The sequence below is a fragment of the Larsenimonas salina genome (genome assembly GCF_023736155.1).
GTDB classification, from domain to species: domain Bacteria; phylum Pseudomonadota; class Gammaproteobacteria; order Pseudomonadales; family Halomonadaceae; genus Larsenimonas; species Larsenimonas salina.
Map to the genome: position 1 here is coordinate 106,788 of NZ_JAMLJJ010000004.1, position 20,187 is coordinate 126,974.

Annotated in this window: 21 protein-coding genes and 1 tRNA gene; 10 read left to right on the forward strand and 12 right to left on the reverse strand. The window is 55.0% G+C overall.

Translation table 11 applies throughout. The annotated features are described in order from the left end of the window. Positions 1 to 30: 30 nt before the first annotated feature. The 6 genes from NAT23_RS09440 to NAT23_RS09465 form a co-directional block, all read right to left on the reverse strand. Positions 31 to 1,176 carry a porin gene (locus tag NAT23_RS09440; RefSeq protein WP_251927751.1) on the reverse strand — a complete coding sequence of 382 codons (1,146 nt, stop codon included), beginning with the start codon at positions 1,174 to 1,176 and terminating at the stop codon, positions 31 to 33. A gap of 140 nt (positions 1,177 to 1,316) precedes the next feature. Next, positions 1,317 to 2,741: a sulfate adenylyltransferase subunit CysN gene (gene cysN, locus NAT23_RS09445; RefSeq protein ID WP_251927753.1), complete on the reverse strand. Its 1,425-nt coding sequence runs from the start codon at positions 2,739 to 2,741 to the stop codon at positions 1,317 to 1,319. A gap of 10 nt (positions 2,742 to 2,751) precedes the next feature. Beyond that, the gene (cysD, locus tag NAT23_RS09450; RefSeq protein WP_251593861.1) at positions 2,752 to 3,663 is read right to left on the reverse strand and encodes a sulfate adenylyltransferase subunit CysD; all 912 of its coding nucleotides are present in this window, start codon (positions 3,661 to 3,663) and stop codon (positions 2,752 to 2,754) included. A gap of 256 nt (positions 3,664 to 3,919) precedes the next feature. Further along, positions 3,920 to 4,642 carry a phosphodiesterase gene (locus tag NAT23_RS09455; protein WP_251593862.1) on the reverse strand — a complete coding sequence of 241 codons (723 nt, stop codon included), beginning with the start codon at positions 4,640 to 4,642 and terminating at the stop codon, positions 3,920 to 3,922. Positions 4,643 to 4,693: 51 nt separating this feature from the next. Continuing rightward, entirely contained in the window at positions 4,694 to 5,134 is a 441-nt protein-coding gene (locus tag NAT23_RS09460; protein ID WP_251593864.1) for a DUF1249 domain-containing protein, read from the reverse strand. Then, positions 5,131 to 5,766 (reverse strand): NUDIX domain-containing protein, encoded by a 636-nt coding sequence (locus NAT23_RS09465; RefSeq protein ID WP_251927764.1) that lies wholly within the window; start codon positions 5,764 to 5,766, stop codon positions 5,131 to 5,133. The genes NAT23_RS09460 and NAT23_RS09465 overlap by 4 nt, the downstream gene beginning before the upstream one ends. Before the next feature lie 178 nt (positions 5,767 to 5,944). Here NAT23_RS09465 and greB point away from each other — a divergent pair, with 178 nt between their 5' ends. After that, positions 5,945 to 6,484 (forward strand): transcription elongation factor GreB, encoded by a 540-nt coding sequence (gene greB, locus NAT23_RS09470; RefSeq protein WP_251927765.1) that lies wholly within the window; start codon positions 5,945 to 5,947, stop codon positions 6,482 to 6,484. A 28-nt stretch (positions 6,485 to 6,512) separates the two neighbouring features. On the opposite strand, the gene NAT23_RS09475 is transcribed toward greB, so the two are convergent. Together NAT23_RS09475 and NAT23_RS09480 are read right to left on the reverse strand one after the other, a co-directional pair. Next, positions 6,513 to 7,496: a class I SAM-dependent methyltransferase gene (locus NAT23_RS09475; RefSeq protein WP_251927766.1), complete on the reverse strand. Its 984-nt coding sequence runs from the start codon at positions 7,494 to 7,496 to the stop codon at positions 6,513 to 6,515. Beyond that, on the reverse strand, positions 7,493 to 8,284 hold the full coding sequence (locus tag NAT23_RS09480) for a methyltransferase domain-containing protein (RefSeq protein WP_251927767.1): 792 nt from the start codon (positions 8,282 to 8,284) through the stop codon (positions 7,493 to 7,495). The genes NAT23_RS09475 and NAT23_RS09480 overlap by 4 nt, the downstream gene beginning before the upstream one ends. A 107-nt stretch (positions 8,285 to 8,391) precedes the next feature. Here NAT23_RS09480 and NAT23_RS09485 point away from each other — a divergent pair. Then, a tRNA-Arg gene (locus NAT23_RS09485) sits at positions 8,392 to 8,468 on the forward strand. A gap of 44 nt (positions 8,469 to 8,512) precedes the next feature. Here NAT23_RS09485 and NAT23_RS09490 read toward each other — a convergent pair. After that, the gene (locus NAT23_RS09490; RefSeq protein ID WP_491015946.1) at positions 8,513 to 8,896 is read right to left on the reverse strand and encodes an avidin-fold protein; all 384 of its coding nucleotides are present in this window, start codon (positions 8,894 to 8,896) and stop codon (positions 8,513 to 8,515) included. Positions 8,897 to 9,314: 418 nt separating this feature from the next. Between NAT23_RS09490 and NAT23_RS09495 the strand changes: the two genes are divergently transcribed. The 4 genes from NAT23_RS09495 to NAT23_RS09510 all read left to right on the forward strand — a co-directional run bounded on the left by NAT23_RS09495 (position 9,315) and on the right by NAT23_RS09510 (position 14,088). Next, positions 9,315 to 10,439, forward strand: coding sequence for a DUF4297 domain-containing protein (locus NAT23_RS09495; RefSeq protein WP_251927769.1), 1,125 nt, complete (start codon positions 9,315 to 9,317; stop codon positions 10,437 to 10,439). Beyond that, a complete protein-coding gene (locus NAT23_RS09500; protein WP_251927770.1) occupies positions 10,436 to 12,205 on the forward strand; it encodes a hypothetical protein in 1,770 nt (589 codons plus the stop codon). The genes NAT23_RS09495 and NAT23_RS09500 overlap by 4 nt, the downstream gene beginning before the upstream one ends. A 668-nt stretch (positions 12,206 to 12,873) precedes the next feature. Continuing rightward, positions 12,874 to 13,455, forward strand: a complete 582-nt coding sequence (locus NAT23_RS09505; RefSeq protein WP_251927771.1) for an MFS transporter — start codon at positions 12,874 to 12,876, stop codon at positions 13,453 to 13,455. 96 nt (positions 13,456 to 13,551) lie between these two features. Then, a complete protein-coding gene (locus tag NAT23_RS09510; RefSeq protein ID WP_251927772.1) occupies positions 13,552 to 14,088 on the forward strand; it encodes an MFS transporter in 537 nt (178 codons plus the stop codon). Positions 14,089 to 14,356: 268 nt separating this feature from the next. Here the strand turns inward: NAT23_RS09510 and NAT23_RS09515 are convergent, their stop codons facing one another. Continuing rightward, positions 14,357 to 15,046 (reverse strand): pirin family protein, encoded by a 690-nt coding sequence (locus NAT23_RS09515; RefSeq protein ID WP_251927773.1) that lies wholly within the window; start codon positions 15,044 to 15,046, stop codon positions 14,357 to 14,359. A 409-nt stretch (positions 15,047 to 15,455) separates the two neighbouring features. On the opposite strand from NAT23_RS09515, the gene NAT23_RS09520 reads away from it, so the two are divergent. Next, on the forward strand, positions 15,456 to 15,743 hold the full coding sequence (locus tag NAT23_RS09520) for a hypothetical protein (protein WP_251927775.1): 288 nt from the start codon (positions 15,456 to 15,458) through the stop codon (positions 15,741 to 15,743). A 172-nt stretch (positions 15,744 to 15,915) separates the two neighbouring features. Here NAT23_RS09520 and NAT23_RS09525 read toward each other — a convergent pair whose 3' ends face one another. Further along, entirely contained in the window at positions 15,916 to 17,655 is a 1,740-nt protein-coding gene (locus NAT23_RS09525) for a methyl-accepting chemotaxis protein (RefSeq protein WP_251927777.1), read from the reverse strand. A 233-nt stretch (positions 17,656 to 17,888) separates the two neighbouring features. On the opposite strand from NAT23_RS09525, the gene NAT23_RS09530 reads away from it, so the two are divergent. Together NAT23_RS09530 and NAT23_RS09535 are read left to right on the forward strand one after the other, a co-directional pair. Beyond that, positions 17,889 to 18,494 carry an HAD family hydrolase gene (locus tag NAT23_RS09530; RefSeq protein WP_251927779.1) on the forward strand — a complete coding sequence of 202 codons (606 nt, stop codon included), beginning with the start codon at positions 17,889 to 17,891 and terminating at the stop codon, positions 18,492 to 18,494. Positions 18,495 to 18,553: 59 nt separating this feature from the next. Then, positions 18,554 to 19,072, forward strand: a complete 519-nt coding sequence (locus NAT23_RS09535; protein ID WP_251927781.1) for a DUF1176 domain-containing protein — start codon at positions 18,554 to 18,556, stop codon at positions 19,070 to 19,072. Between the two features lie 84 nt (positions 19,073 to 19,156). On the opposite strand, the gene NAT23_RS09540 is transcribed toward NAT23_RS09535, so the two are convergent. Then, entirely contained in the window at positions 19,157 to 19,468 is a 312-nt protein-coding gene (locus NAT23_RS09540) for a DUF6482 family protein (protein ID WP_251927783.1), read from the reverse strand. Positions 19,469 to 19,853: 385 nt separating this feature from the next. Here NAT23_RS09540 and NAT23_RS09545 point away from each other — a divergent pair, with 385 nt between their 5' ends. Continuing rightward, positions 19,854 to 20,057, forward strand: coding sequence for a cold-shock protein (locus NAT23_RS09545; protein WP_251593900.1), 204 nt, complete (start codon positions 19,854 to 19,856; stop codon positions 20,055 to 20,057). Positions 20,058 to 20,187: the final 130 nt, after the last annotated feature.

A 20,187-nucleotide genomic window follows, 5' to 3' on the forward strand; every position in this document is an offset into this window, starting at 1 on the left:
ACGAGGACGCAGCGGCTGATTTCAGGTGCGCTAGAAATCGTAGCGTAGCCTTGCCAACACGGAATCGGGCTCATTGTCCGAGGTGTTGGCAAAGATGCGCTCGAGATCAAGCCGGAAGCCATGGTTGAACTGAGCAGTCACGCCCAGCACCTGATGGTTGCTCTGAGCGTCGGCGCGGCCCATACGCTTCAAGCGGTCGCCGGCGAAAAAGGGCTTGATGCTTTGAACCCAGTCGCTCTCGAGCTGAACACTGTAGCGAGCGATGTACTCCACCCCGTAGGCGTCGCTTGCAAAATAGTCATCGACCCCGCCTGAGGATGCCGGCACGAAATCGTCGTAATAGCCGGCGCCCACAGCAAGGTACCAGTTCCCACCGGTCCAGGTCAGCGAGCTCCCGATCAAATGCTGACGAAAGGCATGCTGATTGCCGCTGGTCTTTATTTCGGCGGAGGTGTTGGCGTAGGCCGCCCCGAGCGTCAAGTCCTCGGTAAGGTGCCATCTCAGGCCGATAGAGCCACCGCTGCGACGGCGGTAGTCGTAAGGGCCATCGAGATGCAGGTCGTCGTCGGGAAACAGCCAGCCGACAAAGACCGTGACCTCATCGGTGCCGGTGGAATAACGAAGACTCTTGCGCGCGCGGTAGGAGCCATCGTAGCTCCCATTCACACCGACCCCCGGGGCCTGAGCGAACTGGTTGTAGTCCCACACATCGGTACTAACACCCACGGTATCGTAATAGACGCTGTTCTGCTTGCCCGCGGTCAGGCGGCCGTAGCGCTCGCTTTCAAACCCGACATAGACCTGTCGACGCGTCGTTGCACTGTCCGAGCTGTCCCGGTCGTAGTGGTTATCCCAGCCCATGACCTTCGCTGTATTCACCCCCAGCTCGGCGTAGCTCAGAAGCGTCAGATCCTTGCTTACGTGGTAGTTGACGTGCAGACGAAATCGCGTGCCGCCGTCGTAGCCGCGATGCTTATAGCTGCCATCGTCCAGCCCTCCCAGCTCATTGAAATACTGCGCCCGGATACTGCCACCAACCTTGACCTCGACATGCTCAAGCCCTGTGCGAGGCTGCTCAGCGGGCGAGAGCAGCGTTACTTCCGCGCGTGCGCCAGCGGCCTGGGTCAGCATCGATAACCCGACCATGGCCAGAAGCGTCCGTTTTTCACTCGTCATTGCATCATTCCAGACCATCACTATAAAAAAACGCTACCCAGGGCCGGCCGCCTCAGGCCTGATAACCGCGCTCAATAAAAAACGCCCGGCCAGGGCCGGGCGTTTCATGATGCGTACATCGTATCGAACGTGTCGCCGGGTTACTTCTTGAACAGCTCGCGAACGTCCTTCGCTTCCCAGTGCGGGAAGTATTTACGCACCAGCGCATTGAGCTCGACCTCAAATCCACGCCAGTCAACGTCCTCGGCACGCGCGGTGGAGGTCAACGCCCCGGTCACCATACCGGCGCCGACGGTGACGTTGGTCAACCGGTCGATCACGATGAAACTGCCGGTGCCCGGGCTCTTGCGGTAGTTGTCGACCGGTACCGGCGCTGTCAGCTCCACATTGCAGCGGCCAATGGCGTTGAGCGCCAGCTCGCCGGCAGAGTGGTGCTCCAGCGTGTTGATGTCGATCTGGTACTCGATGTCCGTGATCTGCCCGCTGACTTCTCGAGTGCCGATCTTGATGTCGTACACGCGGCCGGGAACCATGGCCTGATCGTGCATCCAGACGATGTCGGCGGTGAAGGCGTTGGATTCCGGCACGTTGGCCGAGGCCTCGACCAGCCAGTCGCCGCGGGAAATGTCGATTTCATCCTCAAGCGTGACGGTCACGGCCTGACCCGGGTAGGCCACATCGAGGTCGCCGTCAAACGTCACCACCCGCTCGACCGTAGAGGTCTTGCCGGACGGCAGCGCCTTCACCTGCTGGCCCGGGCGCAGAACGCCGGCTGCGAGCGTGCCGCAGTAGCCGCGGAAATCGAGGTTCGGGCGGTTGACGTACTGCACCGGAAGGCGCAGATCATCGAGGTTACTGTCGTGCTTGATCTCGACGGTTTCGAGCAGTGACAAAAGCGGCTGCCCCTCGAACCAGCTCATGTGCTCGCTCGGGTTGACCACATTGTCGCCATCGAGTGCAGACATCGGCACGAAGTGCACGTTCGGCGCATTGAGCTTGCCGGCGAACTGGCGGTATTCCTCGACGATCTCGTGGAAACGGGCCTCGCTGTACTCGACCAGATCCATCTTGTTGACCGCGATCACCAGGTGCTGAATGCCCAGCAGATCGGCGATAAAGCTATGGCGGCGAGTCTGGGTCTGCACGCCATAGCGCGCATCGATCAGGATGACCGCAAGGCTTGCGGTGGAAGCACCGGTTGCCATGTTGCGGGTGTACTGCTCGTGTCCCGGCGTGTCGGCGATGATGAACTTGCGCTTGTCGGTCGAAAAGAAACGGTAGGCGACATCGATGGTGATGCCCTGCTCCCGTTCGGACTGAAGCCCGTCGACCAAAAGCGCCAGGTCGACCTTGTCGCCGGTGGTGCCGCTTTTCTTGGAGTCACGAGTGATCGCCGCCAGCTGATCTTCATAGATCATCTTGGAATCGTGCAGAAGCCGCCCAATCAGGGTGGACTTGCCGTCATCGACGCTGCCGCAGGTAATGAAGCGCAGCAGGTCCTTGTTCTCGTGCTCTTTCAGATACTGCTCGATGTTCTCGGCAATGAGAGAAGATTGGTGTGCCATGATGCGCCTCTTAGAAATACCCTTCGCGTTTCTTGCGTTCCATGCTGCCGGACTGGTCGTGGTCGATGGCGCGGCCTGAGCGCTCGGAGGTGCGGGTCAAAAGCATCTCCTGAATGATCTCGGGCAGTGTGGCCGCGGTCGATTCGACGGCACCGGTCAGCGGGTAGCAGCCAAGCGTTCTGAATCGGACCCACTTCTCTTCAGGCACTTCGCCCTCCTCGAGCGGCAGACGGTCGTCATCGACCATGATCTGCATGCCGTCGCGCTCGACCACCGGGCGCGGCGCGGAGAAGTACAGCGGCACGATCGGAATCGATTCCAGATAGATGTACTGCCAGATGTCGAGCTCGGTCCAGTTCGACAGCGGGAAAACGCGGATCGACTCGCCCTTGTTGACCTTGCCGTTGTAGATGTTCCAGAGCTCCGGGCGCTGGTTTTTAGGATCCCAGCGGTGGTACTTGTCGCGGAAGGAATAAACGCGTTCCTTGGCACGGGACGCTTCTTCATCGCGGCGCGCACCGCCAAAGGCGGCATCGAATCCGTACTTGTCCAGCGCCTGCTTGAGCGACTGGGTCTTCATGACGTCGGTGTACTTGGCGCTGCCGTGCTCGAAGGGGTTGATGCCCGCGGCGCGGCCCTCTTCGTTGATGTGCTCAATCAGCTCCATGCCCGCATCGGCCGCCATCCGGTCGCGAAACTCGATCATTTCGCGGAACTTCCAGGTGGTATTGACGTGCATCAGCGGAAAGGGGGGCGTGCCAGGATAAAATGCCTTGCGCGCCAGGTGAAGCATCACCGACGAATCCTTGCCAATGGAATAAAGCATGACCGGATTACCGAATTCGGCGGCCACCTCACGAATAATATGAATCGACTCGGCTTCGAGCTGCTTCAAGTGCGTCTGGCGCTCTGGTGAAAGCATCGCGTTCAACCACCTCTGTGAGTAGACATGACGCGACAGGGAGCCCGGGCGCGACTCGAACACCCTGTCGGAATTTACGATCGTGCTGGATAAGGCGAAACGCAGCGTCGCTGCACACCGGTATTACAGCAGTGAGAGCATGCCACCGTACCCAAGCGCTTTCATAACGTCAAAGAATTAAATTTCATCGCGTTAGACGATAAAGGAATAAACCTACCCGTAGAGCAACGCCTCCGTTCCCCGGAGACGAGGCTGTTTACATGGAGACGCGTTCGACCCAGCTTGTCCATTCTTCACCGTCAATATCGACGATGCGATAGCCGGGGCGAGACGCCCCGTCGAGCTGGAATCGGTCGCTTCCGGGCAGGAACTGATCCGACGTCGCCGGCGTGGTCAATACATCGATGCCCTGAACGCTGCCGTGAAAGGCGTGATGGACGTGACCGGCAAGCACCAGTCTAACCTGCGGATTGGTCGAAAGAATGTGCCAGAACGCGGCTTCGTCGCGCAGCCGGATCTGATCCATCCATTCGGAGTTCACCGAGATCGGCGGGTGGTGCATCGCGATCAGGGTTGGCCGGTCATCGGCTTCAAGCTTTCGTTCTAGGGCATCGATCTGCGCCTCGCCCAGCTCACCGGCCACTTCGCCGCTCACGTGCGTATCGAGCAGCAAGGCCCGCCAGGGGCCGAGGTCAACTTCCTCGATCAGCGAGCGCGCCTCGCGCATGACCTGAAGGTTGTCATGATTGCCCGGCAACCAGAACCAGGGGCAGGCAAACCGCGACAGGAGCGAGACCGCCTGCTGGTAGGAAGCCGGCGAGTCATCGTTGCTGATATCGCCGGTGACCAGCACCACATCCGGTCGCGCCGCGCGGGCCTCTTCAATGACCCGCTCGAGCTGCGTGGTAGCGAACCCGAGCCGATACAGGGCACGTGGGTCGGCGCTCAAATGACAGTCGGTCAGCTGTAGAAGTCGCATGGGCCATCTATACCATCTGGAGGGCTTGAAACATCAGGCAGACATGCCGCCTTACCCGGGAAGGTCTGCAGTATGGCCGTGGGCCATGGCGTGGTCCAGCCATTCGCCCAGAAAGCGATTGAGCTGAAGCTTCTCGTCTGGCTGGTGCATCTGGGCATTGGGGTAGCGGTAGCGCCCCTCGAAGTGACGCAGCCGCTGGAAGTCTGTCACTTCCGCCATGCGCACATCATGATAGAGGTGCACCATCATTCTGGGCGTATCGATCATGTGATCGAGCACCCCGCTTTGATGCACACGCAGCATGGTGGTGTACGGCGCCTGCTCCAGCACTTCGATACGCAGAGTACCAAAACGCTGAGACTGACCGGACAGCGCAATATCGCGCACATCGCCGGCTTCGGCGTCGCTGATCAATTTAAGCAGACGAATGTAATTGGCCGAACATTCGCCCTGCAATGACCTTAAGTCGGTTACGTAGGCCGTTCGTGTCAACGATTCCTCCTCGCGCGCAAACTTGCGCGTTCCTTCGACAGCCACTGCATTCCGATAATGGCCATCGCATTGTTCATCCGTCCCGCCATCAGCATCTCCCATGCAGTGGGAAACGCAATGACGTGAACCTGAATATCCTCGTTTTCCTCATCAAGCCCGTGTACGCCACCCAGTTGGGTGCTGTCGACCAACGCACAGAACAGCGTCACTTTCTCGGTACAGGCGCCGGGGCTCGGGTAATAGCTGTACAGCGTGATCAGATCCTCGACCTGACATCCCGCCTCCTCTTCGGCTTCCCGGCGAGCGGTTGCTTCAAGGCTCTCTTCCGATTTATCGACCAATCCGGCCACAGGTTCGATCAACCACGGTGAAACCTCGTCATCGAGCGCGCCTGCCCGGCACTGCTCGACCATGACGATGCTGTCCTGCACCGGGTCATACAAGATGACGCCGACCGCATCGTGGCGCACATGCACCTCACGGGTGATCTCCGGGCTCATGCCGCCATCGAAGCGCGCGTGCCGGAAGCGGCGACGCTCGAGGGAGAAAAAACCCTCCTGCATGACATCGAAGTCGACCACGTCGACATCACTCTGGTCAAAGCGGGGCATGTAGGTCGTGGATTCACTCATGGCAACGGGCCTTATTCTGACAGCACAATACAACATCAACGCGAATGCCTATTATCGACACATATCGAAGGCCTCGCCAACCGAGGATCGGCGCGCCCGCGCTTGCAATGATCGACACCGCCCCATACATCGAAAACGTACACGGGCTCTCAGACACATCCAAAACGGGAACGTTTCAATGAAGGGACGCAACATGACGCGCTGGCGCGACCCGGCCAAGGATCCGCGTCAGGAAAAGAAAACCGACCTCATCACCCCAGAAGGCTTTGCCCGCATCGAAGGCTTGCTTGACCACCTGACCCGCGTGCGCCGCCCGGAGCTTTCAAGAAAGACCGGCGAAGCCGCCGCCCAGGGCGATCGCAGTGAAAACGCCGATTACACCTACAACAAGCGTGAGCTTAACAAGACCATCTCCCGCATCGCCTACCTGCAAAAGCGCCTTGACGCCCTCACGGTGGTCGACCGGCTCCCGGACGATCAATCAAAGGTCTTCTTTGGCGCCTGGGTCACGCTCGAGGACGACGACGGCGAGGAAATGACGGTGCGGCTGGTCGGCCCCGATGAGACCGACAACAAAAGGCGCTGGGTCAGTGTCGATGCGCCGCTGGCGCGGGCGCTGCTCGGCAAACCGCTGGACGCCGATGTCGAGGTCGCCGCCCCCGGCGGCACCACCCGCTACCTCATCACCGACATCCGCTACGAGACGCCGGAGGCCTGACTCCGGGCGTACTCGCGCCGCCGCCCGATCAGCGGCGGCGTTTCGGATAACGGCAGGCGTAGACCTTGAAGCGGCGATTGTCGGCCAGCACCTCGACCTCGTTGAACACCTCTTCCAGGGCGCTTTGGTACGGCAGAAACGCGTTCGCCACCAGATACAAAACGCCCTTCATCTTCAGTGCGGCGGCAGTCTGTTGAATCATGCGCTGGGTCGGCTCGAGCGTGATTTCCCGCTCCTGATGAAACGGCGGATTGGTCAGAATCGCATGAAACCGGCCATCCACCTCGCCCAGCATATCGCTTGCAATCACTCGACCCTCAAGGCCGTTGGCTGCAAGGGTTTGACGGGTGGACTCAAGCGCGAAATGATTGACGTCGCAGGCCGTCACATTCGCGCCCTGGCGCGCCGCGAACGCCGCGATGATGCCATCGCCGCAGCCCACATCCAGCACCTCGCCGGTCAATTCCGGTACATGTTCGAGCATCAGCGTCGTGCCGTCATCGACCTTGCCGTGGCCGAACACCCCCGGGTGCGACTTGAGCGTCAACGCGTCGAACTCTACAGCGCTGAACGACTCGGCCGGCGTGACAGTGCGCGCCTCGGCCTTGAACAATGAGCACCGACGCGCGTTATCCAGCCGCTCGCTTTCAAGCCCAAGCCCCTCGAGCAGCTTCGGCAGCCGCTTGATGCCGCCCTGATGCTCGCCAACGATTTCGATCGACGCACCTTCGCCAAGGCCATTGCAGAGGGTTTGCAGCCACCAGAGACCCAGCGCCTGCGCCTTGGGCCAGAACAGCAGCGCCTGATCAAACGGTGCGTCCGGCAGTTCGATGCCCTCAAACACCATGATGCCGCGTGCCCGGTAATGGTTGGCGATGGCGTGATCCGCCGTCCAGACCGCCGCACCGGGCGCGACATCACCGCCTTCAGGCGGCGCGACCCACAGCGCCGCGGCGTAATGGCCGATCTCCTGACGAGCCAGCAGTTGAAAGACAGGTCGGTCTTCGCTCATGACGCCTCCGGGCGCTGTAAACAGTAATGAAGGTAGCGGCCAAACCGCCAGTAGGGTTCCTGAGCGCCGAAGCGCGTCTCGAGTTCCAGAAGCTCCTCGAGCGTCTTGTCATCCGGGGCGCGCTCGCGCAGGTAATCATGAAAGACCCGAATGCCCGCAACCGCCCGGCACTCGAAGCCGGCCGCGGTGATCCACTGACTGACCTGATCGTGGGTCATCGGTGAAATCGGGGTAAGCCGCTTGTGACGCCCCTTGCCGGCCAGGTTTCGATCTTCCACCACCCGGGTGGTGTTGCCTTTAACGATGTTCGAAAACCTGAGCGCATCGAGGTTGAACACCATCAGCGACAGCCAGCCGCCGGGTTTGACCTGGGAATACAGAAGCGGCAGCGCCTCCTCCGGGTGCGCCATCCACTCGAGCATCGCGTGGCACAGCACCAGACCGAACGGCTCGGCCGCACTTCGGGCAAAGGTTTGAAGGTCGGACTGAACGCACGGGATGTCATCACCGAGCGCGGCCCTTGCAAAGGTGAGCATATCCATGGACGGCTCGACCAGCACCGGCGAAAGCCCCTGCGCCTTGGCCCATGCGCTCATCTGTCCGAGCCCGCCGCCGATATCCAAAACGCGCTGACCGGGCTCAAGCGGAATATGTTCCTGAATGTGCGCCTGCACCCGCGCCAGTCGCAGTTTCCCGCGGGACGCACCGTACATCGTCTCGGCGAATTTTTCGGCCAGCCCGTCGAAATACCGATCGGTTCCCGGCTGATAGCCGCGCTCATCGCCCATCGCACTCATCCTTTAGGAAAACGCGCGCATTGTAGGCCCGCCCGCCCGTGAACACCAGACGCCGCCTTTTACATGCAAACAGCTTCTGCCTATAATGCGCACCCCGTGCCCCCATAGCTCAGCTGGATAGAGCGTCCCCCTCCTAAGGGGAAGGTCTCAGGTTCGAATCCTGATGGGGGCGCCACCGCCTTCTTCGCGGTATCGCCTTGCTGATGCGCGTTACCGTTCTCACGTCTCGCTAGTCAGTTCGATGTAACTCGATTCACCCTCACCGCAGGCGCCGAATAACCAGCCCAACACAAACGCCAACGTCGTTCGCCCTGCGTGATCGCGATTCACGCGCCCCCGCGACCATCCTGAGAGAAGTTCACCTTCCGTGGTCAGGCAGTGATAAAGAAGCTCGATGGTATCTACCCCAGTCACCCGGCCGACAAGATGCCCTGTTTGAATCGTTCCGCCCTGATACGTGCCCGTAATGTGCCCCGCTGCGACGTGGTAATGAAATACCGTGTCGGTGCCTGAGCGCCCGTCGGTGTTATTCAAGGCCACAAACCGCCGATCGCCTAAAAGGTCGCGCCTCGAGCGCGGCTTTTTTGTGCCCGTGTACGGCAACGGGCCTTTGGGTCATATACGCACGCACCTGCGGCAATCCACCGCCAATAGACCGCCTTGGCTCCTTTTGGATGATTGAGGACGGCTTTTTTTAGAGATAGATTAAATACAAGCGACGCATGGTCGATCTACGGCAAAGCGCGTGTGACAGGGGTGCGCCTTGCAGACAGTCGTAAGCGAATCTGCACCCCTAAAACTGCCCCGCGCCCCAATTGTGGCGCGGCTCGGGGCCGGGTGCATAGGTGCAAGGAAACCGATGCATTTAGCGCGCAGGCGGGGCGGGGAGTCGACAGCGCGCCGGGGGGATAAATGGTTTGAAAACCTCAAGTCTTAGTCAGAGTGAAGACGAGTAACAAGGATCGACCAACGATCAAAATTGGATAATATCTTAGGCAGTAAGGACAAATAAGGTGCAATTTTGAACACGAACAAAAAAGCAGTAAATGCTGGTGTCGACGCCATATTAGGCTTCGAATTCCAACGCAACTGTGCTTTATTTTTACTGCTTCAAAATTACGATGAGATTAAAGAAAAAGATTTTTTTATATGCATTGAGCATCATGACGACTTTTTACTTTGCTATAGAACAAATTGCCGTAGCTATATAGAAGAAATTCATTCTTACCAAGCTAAGAAAAAGTCGGGTAGCATCTGGACTATAAACCAAAAATTCATCGAAACTGTCGCCAAAATTCTTGAAGCTGGAAACGACCTAAGGCAAGACCCAATCCCTAAATCCAGCAACTATAGCCACAAGTTAAGCTTTATATCCAATACTGAAATAAAACTAACCTACAAACCTAAAAAGATCGAAAAAGAAAATGGCAAAAAAGAAATAAATCACCTACTAAACGAACAAAGGCTTTCAAGCCAGTATAATGAAATCCCATCAGATATCAGAGAACACTTAGAGCAAAAAGTATCAGAATTCTGTTCCAAAGAAAGCATAACCTACCACAGCGATGAATTTGATAATTTCAATATTGAGTGGGTAGATTTACCCCGAGATAAAAAAAGACAAAAATATATTCTAATAGGTGTGATCAAGGAAAACTTTTCTAACATTTCAGATGCGGCTGCCGCAGTCGACCTACTGCTGAACTTATTTAGAGAAGTGGAGTCCGTATATAACCAAGGAAAGATAGTTAAATTATTAGATAGCTCCAAAAGAGTTGAAGGCGAAGTTGTAAAACAAGCTATCAACGTTATTAACAATGAGCAAAAAACATTCGATTTATGGCGAAATCACTCGAAGGAACTATCTAAAGAGCTTAATATCCCTATAGGTATTCAAAATAGACATGAAAATTATATATTAGATACTTTCGAACTACTAAAAGATATGAAAAACCACGAACACCAAATAATAAAAGACTATGTAAAGAATAATGATTATTCGATGCTATATTGTAGCCATGAAGAAATTTTTAAACGCTACACCGAAGATATTACAAGATCTAAAAATATAAATTTAGACAAGATTAACATTTTTTTTGCTGTTTTGTGCACATACGTAGAATATCATGGTAGATACTTAAAATGAGTATAGACATTAAATTTAACAATTTGTTCGTAGGATCAGAAAGCTCAAAACTATGCTTTTACGAAGAATTCTCCCCACAAGCCAACATCATTAGTGGGCGAAACACCTCTGGAAAAAGCTCTCTACTTCAAAGTATCTTATTCACTTTTGGGATTAACGACGTTCGCGAAAACCTGTCTGAAATTCTTGATTATAAACCTATATTTCGAGTTGATTTTACTAAAACAACAGAAGGTAACCAAGAAAGATACACTATCGTTAGAGAGGAAAACTCTATTTACATTAGAGAGCCAAACGGTAAGGTTGTTCCTTTCTATGGCATCAATGCTGACCAAAGCTCAGAGCACATAAAACTTAAAGAATATGTGAGGAATTTAACCGGATTTTCTTTACACTTAGAACAACATGGCGAACTAAAATCAGCACCACTCGAAAGTATGTTTTTGCCGTACTATATATCTCAATCCGTAGGATGGGTATATTTACGCGAATCATTCTCCAATCTTCAATATTACAAAAACTTTCAAAGTGATTACTTGGATTATTATCTAGGCATCATTAATAACTTTGATCGAAAACTTCACAAACAATTAACAAGACGCAAGGAAGAGCTTCGATCTAATATCAAAAACCTGGAGAGATATAGTCAAAAAGCTGAGCTACAGTTTTCAAACCTGATAGACGAGCAGTTTGGCATAGATGCTGAAAACTACATCAAAGAATACGTTGATTTTTCAAAATCACTCGAAGATGAAAGAAACAGCTATATACGATTTTGCAACAACCTCTCATTACTTCAGAATCATCACAAAATAATAAAAAGGACAAAAAAACACGTTCATAAGCAAAGCTACAACGATATTGATCGCTGTCCTGCTTGCACACAGGTTTTGTCATACTCATTAGAAGGTTTATATAGCTATTATCAAAAATATAACGACACCATTGAGCTTGAATCGAAGATAAAAGAAAATATCACTCTAGAAAAGTCTAAAATAAACAGTTCAGCGAAAAGAATTAACTCGCTTAAGGAAACTATATCTTCTAAATATGAAGAAGTTTTAAACGTGGAATTTGATGGAGTAACATTTGAGCAATGGATCAAAAACAAAGCGAGCGTCGAATTATATTCTAAAATAAAGCTCGACATAAAAAACTTCGAGGAAGAGGTTCTTAAAACCAACGAACATCTTCGTTCAATGTCGACTGAGGAAGATGTAATAAGAAAAAGAAAGGAAAAAGAAAAAGAATTTAAAACAATATTTTCTAACTATCTGTCAAAATTATCGCTTCCCCCATTGACTAGTTTCAGATACTTAAACCTGTATGAAATTCGATCTTTCCCACGTCAAGGAGTCGAATTGCATAAGACGGTTATGGCTTACCATTTTGCATTGAACACTATTATCGCGAAATCAAATTTCGCGCATAGACTGCCGTTTATGTTAGATGCCATTCTAAAAGAAGACATTGATGAAACTAATATAGATGTAATTTTATCGTTTGCAGGCAACAATCTTCCAACTGATACACAAAGCTTTATATCTATATCTGAGCATGTGAAAGATGGCGTTGCAAACCAAACAGATCAAGGAATAAAACCAATAGAGAAACTTAATATCAGAGAAGTCAAAAATACCTACTTCCCTGAAAATTCCAAAATCATCTATATAGGTGATGGAAAAATTGAGCGAGGGCTTATCTCCCTAACACTAGATAATTATCAAAAAATTTATGAAGACACTATTGCGATCACATCAATTTAAAGTCGGTAATAAAATAAAAAACTTTGTATATTAAAACCTGATAACTACCGGACTTTATCCTGCCAAAGCTTTGGTTCTGGCAGGATGAGTCCTTCGTTCGAAACGGTAAGACATGGTATATATAAAGGTATATCAAACCAAAAATAAAATTAAAATATTTACAAAAACAACAACATATAAATAAAAACGAATCCTGCTGGGCCACCGCCCTCTTCGCGCGTTTGCCCTTCTGGCTTTCTTCCCGTGGCGCGTTTCATCGGTCAGTTCGACATAACTCGACACCCCTCGCCGCCCGCGCCCGCTGGAATAAACGCACTTAAACGTATCGACGATACCTCTCGCCCGCCGCACCCTCGAGCGCGGCTTTTTTTGTGCCCGTATTTGGCTATGCGCATTGAGGCCGGCTTTCGTTGCAAAACCTGTTGGCGCGTTGGTCAGACCTTCGGCGTTCCTTCCAACTGAAGACCTTGCCGTGTGAAGAGACAACAGGCATTCGCACCGTACTGATCAACGTGCCGGGGAACTCATGCTCCAGGACCAACGCTCATCACATAAGAGACGACCCTACGCTGGAGATAGTGCGTGCCACTCATGTATGACGAGATGGTCCATAAATGGTGTCGCCGTCTATCCTGATGCGACGCTCTGCCCCAGAAGGGGGCACTTTTTTGGCTCTCAAGGGAATGTCGCGGCATGTCATCGGTAAGCTATACGAAGAAGGGGTCTCAGGCGGCACTGCACTGGTGGGGCTGTTGCTGGTGGCGATCAATCTGAGGCCGGCGCTGACCAGCGTCTCTCCCGTCCTTAAAAATATCGCCGAGGGGCTGTCGCTGTCTCCCGCCGCTCTGGGGGTTCTGACCACACTGCCGGTGGTCTGTCTTGGGCTGGCCGCGCCGCTGGCCCCCAAACTGTCACGACGTATTGGCCCCGAGCGCACCATCTTCATCATTCTCATCTTGCTGGCCGTGACGCTTCTAGCCCGGCCCGTGACCGGTACGCTGGGACTTTTCGTGTTCACCGCGCTGGCAGGGGCCTGTATCGGCATTATGAATGTCCTGCTGCCGGGCATCGTTAAACGCGACTTCCCGGCCCGGGTCAGCCTCATGACCGGCCTTTATACCGTGGCGCTCAATCTGGGCGCCTCGTTGGCCGCCGGGGCGACCGAGCCGCTGCGTCAGGCCTTCGGTAACCAGTGGCAACCGTCGCTGGCCTTCTGGCTGGTTCCGGCCGTGATCGCCGCACTGGTCTAGATTCCGCAACTTCGGATCAAACACACGCCCCGCGTACGCCAAAGAGACGGCCATTCCCTGTATCGCAACGCTCTGGCCTGGCAGGTGACGCTGTTCATGGGGCTGCAGTCATCGCTGGCCTACACGGTGTTCGGTTGGCTGCCGACCATTTTGCAGGATCGCGGTGTGACACCGGTCACGGCCGGTTTGGCGCTGTCGGTCTCGATCCTGTGTCAGGTCATTACCGCCATCGTAGCGCCCCTGATCGGCGGGCGCATGAAAGATCAGCGGGCGGTATTGATCAGCGTGATGCTGCTCACCCTGTGCGGCCTGGCGGGCTGTCTGTATGCGCCCATCCAGAGTGTATGGCTATGGGTGGTGATTCTGGGGCTGGGTCAGGGCGGCACATTCAGCATGGCGCTGACGCTTCTGGCGTTGCGCGCGCCGGATGCCGACACCGCCGCCGAACTCTCCGGCATGGCGCAGGGCTTTGGCTATGTGTTGGCGGCCTTCGGCCCACTGCTGGTTGGGCTGTTGCACGACTGGTCGGGCGGCTGGGATGTGGTCGGCATTTTGCTGGGGCTGATTGGGCTGGGCGCAATGATCGTGGCCCTCGGCGCCGGGCGCAACCAACTGGTCAGGCAGCCCGACTGAGTATCCTGTCATGGCCCCGGGGCGCGTTATGGGCGCTCCGGGGTCGCGCCCTCCTCGCCTGCGCCTTTCTGTAACACCGTCAGGTCGTCCCGTGTCGCGGCCCTCACTAGATCAAGCGTCTTCTCCCAAAGGAAGACCAGATCGACGCGCCGCAGCCTCCCGGAACCTGCACGCGATCCGTTCAGGATCGATGCAGCGCGCCTCCCATATCACCGTGGAACCTCACACCTGCTGCTCATAGGCAAGGAAGGCTCGAGCCTGACGTCATTCACGCCAGGTCGAACAGAAGAACCTCCGAAGCGTCGAGGCCAATAACGGTAATGGGCTCGCCCGGTTGAAACGCGGCGGCGTCTCCGGCTGAAAGCCGTTGGCCGTTGACCTCGGCCGCTCCTCGCGCCACGTGCAGCCAGGCGTGGCGAACTTCAGGGGGTGTCATCTGCTCGCCGGCGTCAAACCGTCTGATGTAGAGGTTGGCGTCCTGATTTAGGCGAACGGAGCCGTCACGACCGTCTTCGGAGAGCACCAGCCGCCAGTGGCCCCGACGTTCGTCTTCGGAAAAGTGCTTCTGTTCGTAGCTCGGCTCGACGTTCTGTCGATTTGGTTCGATCCAGATTTGCAGAAAATGAAGTTCTTCCGTGTCAGAGTGGTTGAACTCACTGTGGCGCACGCCGGTGCCGGCAGACATGCGCTGCACATCGCCCGGGCGCATGACCGCGCCGTTGCCAAGGCTATCCTTGTGGGCCATGGTGCCGCTCAAAACAAAGGAAATGATTTCCATGTTCCTGTGCGGGTGAGTGCCGAACCCGGCCCCACCTTGAACACGGTCTTCGTTGATGACGCGAAGAACTCTGTAGCCCATGTGTTCGGGGTCGAAATAATCGGCAAATGAAAAGGTATGGCGGGAGCGCAGCCAGCCGTGATCGGCAAGACCGCGTTCGTTGGCGCGTCGTAGAATCATTGTGGTGCCTCTCTTAAGCGTCGTCGTCACCGCAGCTCGACGCGCTCTGTTGCATGGAACAAGAATTTGCCGGGTCGCGTTGAACGCACTGGAATGCCCGTTACTCATCAACAGGCTTATCAGTTAAGTGAGCCGATCTTATTCTTTCCACACAATCGAACAAAAGAGGCTTTTTTACACTAAATTATTCTAAAATATCGAATTGATAACATCCTTCCCAAAGGCTACGACTATTGTCACTGCTCCCGCCAAAAGAATGGCCCGGCGCTTCATTAACCCCTCCCCTGCAAAGCCGATATATCACTCATCAACGACCATCACCGAAGGCTCTCTCAGCCACAGGATCGGTGACATACGCAGGGATGAATCAACGGGTCGTTTATCTCATGAACGTATTGAGGGCAGCGCCATGGCGACATGCATCAGTGATATCAATGACCGGTTCGACTACGCCGATGAACTTCCGGACTGCATGGGTAATTTCGAGTGTGTTCCCTGTGGTCGCGCGCAGAATTACAGCGAACTGACCTACATCTATATGCAGTTTCTGGCGCCGAAAATCGCCGCCAACGAATGCAGCGAACAGGACGCCCTCGACGCGCTTGAGAAAGCGTGCATGGAGCTTCCAACCCCGCGCTCACGGTCAGACTTTTACGCGTTTCTGGAAGAAGAGCTCAACATCGACCTGGATTACTGAGCCGCGTTTAACGCACACGACACATCGACCAACCGCGCCCCGGGCGCGGTTTTTTGCGCCTGGCCCTTGGCCGAGCCCCTTACAAAAAAAGGATCGCCGCGTTCGCGACGATCCTTTGATGTCCTGCTTCAGGCCTCAGGGTCTGACGACCTCGAGCCCCATCGGCACCCGTTTAGAACGTTTCCCACTCATCGACCTCGGTGGTCGATGCAGGTGCCTTGTAGCTCTGGCGTTTAGGTGCGACAGCCGGCTTGCTCGTGGCCTTGTGAGCCGGGGCGTGCTTGGCTGTGGCCGGCGCCGACGGCTGCGCCGGCTGCTTGGCAGAAGTGCGTGCAGCGGGCGCGGGCGCATGACGCGTCATACCGCCATCGGCGACCTTAAAGAAGCCAACCTGCTCACGAAGCTGTCGAGCGCTTTCTTCCATCGACCGACTGGCGGCAGCCGCTTCTTCCACCAGGGCGGCGTTCTGCTGAGTAACGCCGTCCATCTGCGAGATGGCCTGATTGACCTGCTCGATGCCGGTCGACTGTTCGCGACTCGCCGCCGCAATCTCGGCAACGATACCGGTCATCTTGTTGATGCTCTCGACAATGTCGCCAAGCGTCTGACCCGAGCGGTCCACCAGCTCGGCGCCGTTTGCGACCTTGGAAACGCTATCATCGACCAGCGCCTTGATTTCACGCGCAGCATCGGCACTTCGGCTCGAGAGCGTTCGCACTTCACTGGCAACCACTGCAAAGCCTCGGCCTTGCTCACCGGCCCGGGCAGCTTCAACCGCGGCGTTGAGCGCAAGCAGGTTGGTCTGAAACGCGATCGAATCGATCAGCCCGACGATCTCGGCAATCTTCTGACTTGAGGTGCTGATTTCATTCATGGCAAGCGTGGTCTGCTCGACTACCTGACTGCCTTCGCTTGCCTGTTTACGCACATTCAATGCCAACTGATTGGCTTGAGCGGCGTTGTCGGCGTTCTGCTTGACGGTCGAGGTCATCTCTTCCATCGAGGCTGCGGTTTCCTCAAGGCTTGCCGCCTGATCCTGGGTGCGACGTGACAGATCGTCATTGCCCGAGGCGATCTGGCTGGAGGCAGATCCGACCGACTCCGCGTTCACTCGAACATCGTTGACCACATGCGCCAGTTGCTTCTGCATCGCATCGAGGCTTTGAAGCAAGGTGGCGAATTCATCGCGGCCCGTTACCTCGATCCGATTATTCAACGTGCCCTGCGCGATGGATTCGGAAACTTCACCGGCTCGCTTGAGCGGCGCCATGATGCCTCTTACCAGGAACCAGGCGATGACCGCCATCAGCACCAGCGCAGACACGATGGCAGCGATGATGATGCTTATGGATCCTGAGGCGCCTTCGAGCCCGTTATTGTACGACGCCTCGGACTGCTTGGCATTGATGGAAAGAAGGCTTTCAAGATCCGCCGACAGGCTTTCAAAATTGTCACGCGTTTTCTGAATGGTCGGAGTCATCTCGAAATTCCCCTGACTCATATCGGTGGCCACCTGACGATACAGCGACCAGTATGTCTTGAGTAGGCCATCGAGCCGGTCGGCGATGGCCTTTTCCTGCGCAGAGGTTACTTGGGTGGTGCTGTAGACCTGCCAGAGCCGATCCGTTTCGTTCTTGTATTGCTTTTCATAGTTATTGAGAGCATCCGTAGCTGTCTGTTCACTCCGGTCGGCGCGGGCCTTGAACGAATCGATGCGAGACCAGTTGATGTTTTTTCGGATGCCTGCAAGGTTCTGCATTGGCAAGACATTGGTTTTGTAGACCGCCTCGAGATTTTGATTACTGCCTTTCATGCCGAAGACACCCGCCGCGCCGATAACCAACATGACGATGCCCATAACCACCATGGTCGCTATGAGCTTGTACTTCACACTGCGATTAAGACCGAACATGCTGGCCACTCCCGAAATGAACGTCGTATAGAGGAACGGCCACTAAGGCCGGATGCCATCCGTATCGGCACAACGTCTGGATTCTGAAACGCGCTCGGCTTGAAAAAGAACCGTTGCGTCAAACCGCTTTTCTTTATCAAGCGCCACCGCTTTACCTTTTTTCCATACGCAAGGCCTACCAATGGCCTCAAGGCGTGCCAGTATGAAGCTTTCACGTCGAACAGGGATGTCTCATGAGCCTTACTCAACTGACCCAGTGCCGACACTGGGTATTTGATATGGATGGCACGCTGACGGTGGGCGTACATGACTTTCACTACATTCGCCGGGCGCTCGACATTTCTCAAGACTGTGACATCCTCGAATACCTGGAGGCGCTGCCCGCCTCTCGGCGCAAAGCAAGTCATGCCTGGCTCATGGACCATGAACGTGAGCTTGCCCTTGGCGCCACTGCGGCCCGCGGTGCCAAGGCGCTAATACGTGCATTGCACGCGCGGGGAGATCATTTGGGCATCTTGACCCGTAATGCTCGCGAGCTGGCTCACACCACGCTCCAGGCGATCGAGCTGTCGGACGCGTTTGCCCTCGAAGACGTACTGGGGCGCGAATGCGCGCCGCCCAAGCCCCATCCGGGCGGTCTCGAACATTTCTTCACCCGCTGGGGCATCGAACCCGCCCGGGTAGTCATGGTTGGCGATAGCCCACTTGATATGCAGTGCGGTCGCGCCGCCGGCGCGGGCACACTTTTGATCAATACACTTGAGAACCCATGCCCCGAGGCCGTGGATCATCATCTTGATGACTGTGAAGCGCTGATTACCGCGTTGCAGCTGGGCTAGTCATCAAGGGGCTGTCGTTCCACTTCGTCCTTATCCCCCCTGTCCACCCTGGAGGCGATATGCGTGTTTCTTGCACAAAAGCATTGATGGCGACGGCGCTGTCACTTGCCTGCGCTCAAGCGCTTGCCAATGGCCTTCCAGACCAGGTTCGCGCACAGATTGATTCGCAGTGTTCGATAAGCGAGCGCGGACTGACGCCAAAGCAGTTTTCAATCGATGAGTCCGGGACACTCTGGCTGGTACCGTGTAATGCCGGGGCCTACCAAACAGGCTATGAAGCGGTCTATCAACCAGAGAACGGCCCACCACGACAATTGCTTTTTGCGAAATGGCAGGATTACAGCTGGACAGGCAGCACGACCATTTTTGATCCCACGTTCGACCCTGAAACCGGAGTATTGAGAGATCAGTATAAGGACCGTGGAGTGGGTGATTGTGGTGGGATGCGGATCTGGCAATGGCGGGGGGATACGTTCAGGCTTTTGACTTATCGCGCTCGCAGCTGTCAGCACCCCGGGGCATCCTTCCCGGTCGTGTTTCAAACACCCCCCGAGACACTTCAAAAAACCTCTGAGTGAACAGGCATATAGCCTGACCTTGAACGCAAACCGCCGGGCAGTGAGCGCCCGGCGGTATATATGCCTTTAGTAAGTAATATGAACTTAGCTGCCAGCCTCGAGCGACATCTGCACCTTGTGCACTTCGTTGCTGGAGGCCTGGCCGATCATCTCGTCATAGGCGGTCTGCTGTACGAAATAAAATGGCACCCTCTTGATCCCCTCAACCTCACGTAGAAGTTCCTTCGCATTGGCGACCGACGTTGGCTTCAGGGTCGAGCCATCCTTTTTGGTCAACACGTTTACGTCATCGTTTTGGAGGGCTTTCAGGAGAAAGATGTCGCCTTCCATCGATTCGACCTGAACTTCATCAATGTCGCCGCTGGCAACCAGACGGGTGAATTCATCAAATGTCATGGGATCCGTACATCCTGTCGTTTTTTGAATGGGCCGAACTCGGTACACGACGTGCGTCCACAGCCGGGAAAGTCGTATTCTTGAAAAGATAGGCGGCGCCTTAAGCGTGTCAATGCCCGCCACGCTGGGGCTTTGCACATAAGAAAATGGTGTTTGAATGTATTTCTTAAGAAAGGCTGGGGCAGTTCTTCAGGAATAAACAAAAGTATTGATTGACTCAGAACGATACGACGCGCACTATGGGCTCCGTTGGTAGCAAGACGCAGTATATAGTCAGTTGCAGTCGAATCATTCGGTAGCCTGGTCATATTTTCACGTTTTGCCCACTATCTCGGGTATTTCCCGGCAATCGCACTAAAAGCGCATAGCGCTAAGGAATTCGATCATGGCAACTGGCACAGTTAAGTGGTTCAACGACACTAAAGGCTTCGGTTTCATTTCTCCTTCTGAAGGCGGCGACGACCTGTTCGCTCACTTCTCTGAAATCCAAGCAGACGGTTTCAAATCCCTGCAAGACGGTCAACAGGTTTCCTTTGACGTCACTCAGGGTAAAAAAGGTCTTCAGGCGTCTAACATCAAGCCGCTCTAAGCGCTTGACGTAACGCTAGATCTTTAAAAGGCCGGGCCCGCACATGCGGGCCCGGCCTTTTTGTAGGCTATTCGTCTAAAAACACCGCTCTACCTCTACCTCTACCTCTCATCATTCAAAAAAACGAGCC